This is a genomic window from Tepidiphilus sp. HLB4, from assembly GCF_054823945.1.
On record NZ_JSYB01000067.1, the window covers coordinates 44,165 to 50,869 of the forward strand.

Below are 6,705 nucleotides of genomic sequence, written 5' to 3' on the forward strand. Positions count from 1 at the left end.
GCAACGGCTCTTCCCGGTATGCGGATATGCTTTTGGCAAGCCCTGCCCGGGCAGGCTTCCTGACGGAGAATCCATGTCCTTCGTCCAAGCCGCGGCAGTGCCTCGCGCCGACGACGCCCTCTACCGGCGACTGCTCTTTGCCACCTTCCTCCTCGGCGCGCTGGTGTTCTACTGGGGATTGGGCGACATCGCGCTCCTGTCCTTCAACGAGGCGCGCCGTGCCATTCCCGCGGAGGGGATGTTTCGCAGCGGCGACTGGCTGCTGCCGCGGCTCAACGGCGAGCTCTATCTCGCCAAGCCGCCGCTCCTCTACTGGTTGGCTGCAGCCTGCTCCTGGCTTTTCGGCGCTGCCAACGAATGGGCGGTGCGCCTGCCTTCGGCGCTCGCGGCGAGCCTGTGCGTGTGGGTCTGCTACCGCTATGCGCGGAAGGTGTTCGGTCCGTGGCCGGCCTTGTTCGCGACGCAGATCCTCATCGCCAACGCCGGATTCGCCGTCTTCGCACGGCGCGCCGAGATCGAGATGCTGCTCACCACCCTGTGCGTCGGCTCCCTTCTCGCTGCTCTGCACTACATACGTGACGACGGCGGGCGCGCCTGGCTGCGGCTGAGCTACGCGCTGCTGGGGCTAGCCATGCTCACCAAGGGGCCCCTGGTCTTGCTTTTCGTCGCCTTGCCGCTCTTCGCTCTGGCCCTTTCATCGCGCAGCGCGCGTCATTGGCAGGCCTTCTACGATCCGCTCGGCTGGCTCGTCTTTTTATTGGTGGGGCTATCCTGGTATGCCGTAGTGACCTGGCGACTGGGTTGGGAAGTATGGTTTTCCATCATCGAAGTCGACATGGTGGACAAAGTCCTGGAGTCCGCCGCGGATCCATTTTACGATTATGTTATATGGATCATAGGGGATTTCTTCCCGGCATCCCTCTTGTTGCTGGTTCGGCCGTTTCGCACCGTGCGGCGCTGGTGGCGCGATCACGACCGCAAAGCGCTGCTCCTCGCCGTCGCGATCCCTTTCGTGCTCTATTCGCTTTTCAGCAACAAGCACGCCAAATATCTGCTGCCGATCTATCCTCTCCTCGCCCTCTTGCTGGGCGTGCGCCTCGCCGAGCTCCTCGAGACGGGCGGTGCGCGACTGCGTCGGATGGTGTTGGCGCTGGGCATCGCCTTGCCGGCGCTTTATGCGCTCTATTTTGGCCTCGTCGAATCCCGCATCTACGAGTACCGCGTCGCAGCCTTTTCGCCGTTCACGCAATGGCTACGCACCGCGCCGCCCGTGCCGCTCTACGCCTACCATTCGCTCGACGAGCGTCTCATCTATTATGCCCAGCGCGACATCCCCGTGCTCGACGACGCGCGCCTGCAAGACTTGGGCGCGAAGCGTTCCGACATGATGGTTTTGGTCGAGAGCGACGATGGTGAGAAAGTCGCTGCGCTGGCCGACTGCCGCTTGCACACCTTTACGCCCTACCTCAAGAGAAAAAAATCGCTGGAAGTATTCGGCTTTGGTACTGCCTGCGAGGAAGCAGGTCGATGATCGCCTACGCGCTCCTGTCTCCGGCCGATATCGAGGCGATGCGCCATTTCGATCACATCTGCGTCATCGGCCCGAGAATGGCCGAACTTCTGGCCGCCTCCGACCTGCAGGAAAAACTGATCCCCTCCGGCTATCTGCCTTTTCTCGCTTTTCCCGAGCGTACGCCCGAACTGAAGCGAAACTTCTTGACTCGAACCGGTTTGGATCCTGCGGCCAAGACGCTGCTCTATCTTCCGATGGGCAAGCCTCACGGCTCGTGGGACGTAATGGCGGAGAAACTACTGCGGCAGGTGCCGCGCTGCTACAACCTGATCCTGCGGCCGCATCCGAGCCAGTCGGTCACGGCCCGCCTCAAAGACCGTCTCGGTTTCCTGCGTCTGCAGCGGCTGTGCCGCGAACGAGGCAACACCTTGCTGGATCTGACTTCCTGCAAACTGTCGACCTTGTTCGCCATCGGCGATCTGGTGATCGCCGATGGCGCCTCCGCGGCGGAAAAAGCGCTGTATTACGATCTGCCGCTCCTCTTCGTGGAAGGGACGTGGTTCTCTCCGAGCAGGAGGGCGGACTTGAGCCAGAGGTTTCCGGCAGAATACATCGCGAAACTTTTCTCTTTGTCTGAATGTGGTATGAAGATGCCGCGGGAAGAAAAAAATGTGCCGCATCTCATCGAATCGTCCCTGGCCGAGGCGGATCGGTACCGCCCGCGGCGGCAAGCCTATTTCGCGTGGGTGTTCGGGGATCGGGACAGAGTGCGGCAAGGAAAGCTGATCGACCATCTGCGCTCCTTTTCCTCGCCGCAGCAAAAGCGATGCTCATGAAGCTACGGCAATTTCTGCGCAAGAAGAAAGAAAAATGGCGCAAGCGCTTCATGCCGCTCGGCAACCGCCTGCGCCTCTCCTGCCGCTGGCGGTTACGGCGATTCCATGCGCCGGCGGTTTATTCCGGTAAACCCGACTTGATCGTCTCCTTGACCTCCTATCCTCCACGGTTTGCGACGCTGCATTTCACCGTGAAAAGTCTTTTATTGCAGCGTCTGAAGCCGACGCGGCTGATCCTTTGGATCGCCCATGCGGATGCCGATCTTTTGCCGCAAAAAATACTCGATCTGCAACGAGAGGGGCTCGAGATCCGATATTGCGAGGACATCAAATCGTACAAGAAGATCATTCCGGCGCTCGAATCGTTCCCCGAGGCGATCATCGTCACGGCGGACGACGACGTCTACTACTGGCCGGATTGGCTGGCCGAGCTGGTGGCGGCATGGCGCCAGCATCCGCAGGACGTGATCGCACATCGACTCCGCCGCATCCGCCTGGAGGGAGATGCCATCCGTCCGTATAAGGAATGGGCCCTCGAGGTGACCGACCAGAGCGCCAGTCCGGTGAATTTCGCCATCGGCATCGGCGGGGTTCTGTATCCGCCTGGCTGCTTTCATCCTGCCGTGCTCGAGCGGGAGAAATTCATGCAGCTCTGTCCCGAAGCGGACGATGTCTGGCTGTATTGGATGGTGCGGCTCAATGGACGGCTCGTCCGTCATTCAGGAACGAAACACGTTCCTTATCCCTGGCGCGGCAGCCAGTCTACCAGCCTGTGGAAGAAAAACCGGGAGCGAAACGATGCTCAAATCGAGCGGATGATTTCCGTTTTCGGCGAACCTTGGATGGATCGAGCATGAATTCGATCAGGAAAATTTCGCCTCGGGAGGCGATGGGGGCATTGTTTTGTCTCTTGGCGCTTGCCTTTCCCTTCGTCTGGTTCGTCACCGATGGCAGCGTGAAAACGATCAATCAGGCCCTCTTGCTGCTTTTCCTCGTTTTCTTCTTTGAGCGGCAGGAGATCAGAAAAAATTCGCTCGTGGTCTTTTGTCTCGCTTTTTCGTTGCTGTTGTACCTCGAGTATCTTTGGCAGTATGTGACCGTTCCGGATCATCTGTTCGGCGGACGTCCACCGAGTAATTATGCCTATTTTTTTTCGTTTTTCCTGGTCCTTTCTTATGGAACGATCGTCTGGAAAAGAATCGACCCGTTTTACCTTCTTGCCGGAGCCTTCCTCGGTTTGGTATTTTTTCTTGTTTTACATGACCCTGAAAAGCACTGGCTGATTTATTTGAGTGGTGAACGAGTCAATTTCGGATTCCGCAATGACCAACACGCAGGAATTTTTTTCGGTACGGCTTTTCTCTGCATCCTTTTCTTCGGCTTCAGAGTAGGTCGTCTGCGCTCGTCTCCCCTAAGACTCATGGCGCTTGGCGGAATCGTGTCGTGTGCAGCGCTCATGCTGTTCGGGGTGGTCGCCACGCAGACGAGGGCCGTGTGGCTGGGATTGCTCGGAGCGCTCCTCACGGCGGCGGTGCTTGCGCTGATGACGGGGGGGCTGCAGCCGGTGTGGATTTGGGTGCGGCGTCCAATCCATGCCATCCCCTTGCTCTTGGCAGCCGTCATCGCGGCCGTACTGTTCGCGGCGCTCGACGTCCCGGAGCGGGTCACTGCGCGCCTTGCTCAAGAAGAGATCGGGGTGGAGACCCTTCGGGAGGCGGCTCGTTTCGATGAACGCGCCCAATTGTCGAGCAGTGGGGCGCGGATCGCCCTGTGGCGCGCTGCTCCTGACTGGATTGCCGAGAGGCCCGTGTTCGGCTGGGGAGTGTTTTCGGTCAAAAAATTGATCGCTGCCGATGAGCGCTTTACACCCGAGTTCAAGGATCGATTCGGCCATCTGCACAATTCCTATGTCGAGGCCCTGGTGGCGGTTGGCATCGTCGGCTTCGCCGGCATGCTCGCCATCGTGGGCTCGATCGGCAGAAGCGTGTATGTGGCCTGGCAGGAAGGGGCGATGCCGCGGGATGTGTTCTTGTTCTCCTGGGCCTTTCTCGTGTTCTGGGGGGTCGTCAACTCTTTCGAGTCGTACATCAATTACAAAACGGGGTTCTATTTGAACAGCGTGATCTTTGGCTTCATCTATGCTTTTTACTTGCAGCGCCCTGCAGCATCGCCGCGCAAAGAAGCGGAACAGGCGACAAGGGCGGACAAAGTGGAGGCACAGTGAGCAACCTGAAAGATCCAGGAGAGTGATCGATGGCCTCGAGCGAGCGCCCGCATCTCATCATCGGCATTTGCACCTTCCGGCGTCCGGAAATGCTGCGCCGCTGTCTTGCTTCGGTGCTGGCACAGGAATGCCCTGAAGGGTGGAAGGTCGAGATCGTGGTGGTCGACAACGACGCCCAGTCGGATCTCGCCGAGATGATAAGCCGTGCATTTCCCGATCCGAAGTATCCGATCCGCTATTTCATCGAGCCGCGACGTGGCATTCCTCATGCCAGGAACGCCGTGTGCCGCCATGCCCTGTCGGTCAAGGCGGACTTGATCGCGTTCATCGACGATGACGAAGAAGCCGATCCGGGCTGGCTGATGGCTTATGCACGAGGTGTGGCCACCTACGAGGCGCAAGCCTATACGGGTCCCGTGCGCTACATTTTCCCGCCAGGGTACGAGGATTGGCTGGCGAACAAGGGATTTGCCGAAACCAAGCACGGCGCTTTGCTCAAGCGCGCCGCCACGGCCAACGTCATGTTCCGTACCAGCGTGCTCGGGCCTGAAGGCGAGTCGTTGCAATTCGATACGAACATGGCGCTCACGGGGGGAAGCGATACCGATTTTTTCATGCGCTTGGTCCACCAGGGCGGGCGCATCGTCTATCTGAGCGACGCCGTGGCATCGGAGGCCGTCGTGCCGAACCGGCTGACGATCCGCTGGCGCCTGAAGCGCCAATATCGTTCGAGCGCGAATCGCGTCTATATCGAGTCCAAATTGTTCGGAGCCAAAAAAACCGCACGCCGTGCCGTCAAGGAACTCGTGCGGCATGGGGTGGAAGGGACGCTGCGCCTCGTCTTTTCCCCAGTCATGCTGCTTGGGGGCTATCGGAAATTCAAGCGCAGCTGGTACCACGGCCTGAGGCATTTCGCCAAGGCCGGAGGGATCATTGCGGGTCTGCGCGGGCGTCAGGTACAGCCTTATCGGCAGACGGACGGTTATTGAGGAGTGCCCACCGTGCGCCACGTCCGTCCGGCGGGTCATGCCTTCGGCAAAGCCTCCGCCAGCCGGGGTGCCAGGCGCTCGATGACCTGCTCTGGTGCGATGTCGCGCAGACATTTCAGATGCCCGAGAGGACATTCGCGGGCAAAGCAGGGGCTGCAGGGCAGGCCCAGGTGGAGAATGGAGGCGCGCTCGCTCATCGGTGGCGTGTGGTGCGGGTCGGAGGAGCCGTAGAGGGCGACCAGGGGGCGATCGAGCGCGGCCGCCACGTGCATGAGGCCCGAGTCGTTGCTCACCACGGCCGAGCACAGCGACATGAGGTCGATGGCTTCGCCCAATCGGGTCTTGCCGCCCAGATCGAGGCAGCGGTTACCACTCAGGCGATCGATGGCCTGGGTGATCGCGGCGTCCTTGGCCGAACCGAAGAGCCACACTGCATAGCCTTGCTCCAACGCCCAGCGGGCCACGGCGGCGTAGTGTTCTTCCGGCCAACGCTTGGCGGGGCCAAATTCCGCGCCGGGGCACAGGCCAAGGACGGGGCTATCAGGCAGCTCGCGCCCCAGGCGGCGCAGCGCCTGCAAAGCCCCCTCGGGCGAGGCGATGAGCTCGGGGCGCGGCAGGGGCTCGGGCAGCGGGGCTTCGGGCGGCAGGCCGAGGGCGACGAAGCGCTGCACGGTCATGGGCAGCCGAACCGGATCGAGCCGACGCAGGTCGTTGATGAGTCCATAGCGCATCTCGCCGCGAAAGCCGGTACGCCGGGGGATGCCGGCGACGAAAGGCAGGATGGCGGATTTGAAGGAATTGGTGAGCAGGATGGCTTGCTCGTACCCCTTGGGGCGCAGCGCCCGTCCGATGCGGATGCGCTGCCACAGATCGAGTTTGCCATGCTGAAAGGGCAGAGCGATGGCTTGACGCACTTCCGGCATCCGTTCCAGCAGCGGCAGGGTCCAGGCGGGTGCGGCCACGTCGATCGCGCAGTCTTCGTCCTGCTGCTCGAGCAGCTTGAAAAGGCTCTGCGCCAGGATCATGTCGCCGATCCAGGAAGGGCCGATGACCAGGATTTGCCGGTTCGTCATGGGCGCCTCGAGCAACCTACTGCGCGGCTGCATGGCGGCGTTGCGCGGTGCTCGGATGCTCGCCTATCTT

6 protein-coding genes are annotated in these 6,705 nt (G+C 60.9%); 5 read left to right on the top strand and 1 reads right to left on the bottom strand.

Translation table 11 applies throughout. The annotated features are described in order from the left end of the window. Nucleotides 1–73: 73 nt before the first annotated feature. Genes OA56_RS09360 through OA56_RS09380 form a run of 5 tightly spaced genes read left to right on the top strand, consistent with a single transcriptional unit; the run spans nucleotide 74 to nucleotide 5,562 of the window. Nucleotides 74–1,531: an ArnT family glycosyltransferase gene (locus OA56_RS09360; protein WP_461584888.1), complete on the top strand. Its 1,458-nt coding sequence runs from the start codon at nucleotides 74–76 to the stop codon at nucleotides 1,529–1,531. Continuing rightward, nucleotides 1,528–2,349 carry a hypothetical protein gene (locus tag OA56_RS09365; protein ID WP_461584890.1) on the top strand — a complete coding sequence of 274 codons (822 nt, stop codon included), beginning with the start codon at nucleotides 1,528–1,530 and terminating at the stop codon, nucleotides 2,347–2,349. Before OA56_RS09360 ends, OA56_RS09365 begins: the two co-directional genes overlap by 4 nt. A 50-nt stretch (nucleotides 2,350–2,399) precedes the next feature. After that, nucleotides 2,400–3,206: a glycosyltransferase family 2 protein gene (locus OA56_RS09370; RefSeq protein WP_461584892.1), complete on the top strand. Its 807-nt coding sequence runs from the start codon at nucleotides 2,400–2,402 to the stop codon at nucleotides 3,204–3,206. Beyond that, complete coding sequence (locus tag OA56_RS09375; RefSeq protein ID WP_461584894.1) at nucleotides 3,203–4,573, top strand: O-antigen ligase family protein; 1,371 nt, start codon at nucleotides 3,203–3,205, stop codon at nucleotides 4,571–4,573. Before OA56_RS09370 ends, OA56_RS09375 begins: the two co-directional genes overlap by 4 nt. 29 nt (nucleotides 4,574–4,602) lie before the next feature. After that, on the top strand, nucleotides 4,603–5,562 hold the full coding sequence (locus OA56_RS09380) for a glycosyltransferase family 2 protein (RefSeq protein WP_461584896.1): 960 nt from the start codon (nucleotides 4,603–4,605) through the stop codon (nucleotides 5,560–5,562). Nucleotides 5,563–5,597: 35 nt separating this feature from the next. Here the strand turns inward: OA56_RS09380 and waaF are convergent, their stop codons facing one another. Then, nucleotides 5,598–6,635 carry a lipopolysaccharide heptosyltransferase II gene (gene waaF, locus OA56_RS09385; RefSeq protein WP_461584898.1) on the bottom strand — a complete coding sequence of 346 codons (1,038 nt, stop codon included), beginning with the start codon at nucleotides 6,633–6,635 and terminating at the stop codon, nucleotides 5,598–5,600. Between the last annotated feature and the right edge of the window lie 70 nt (nucleotides 6,636–6,705).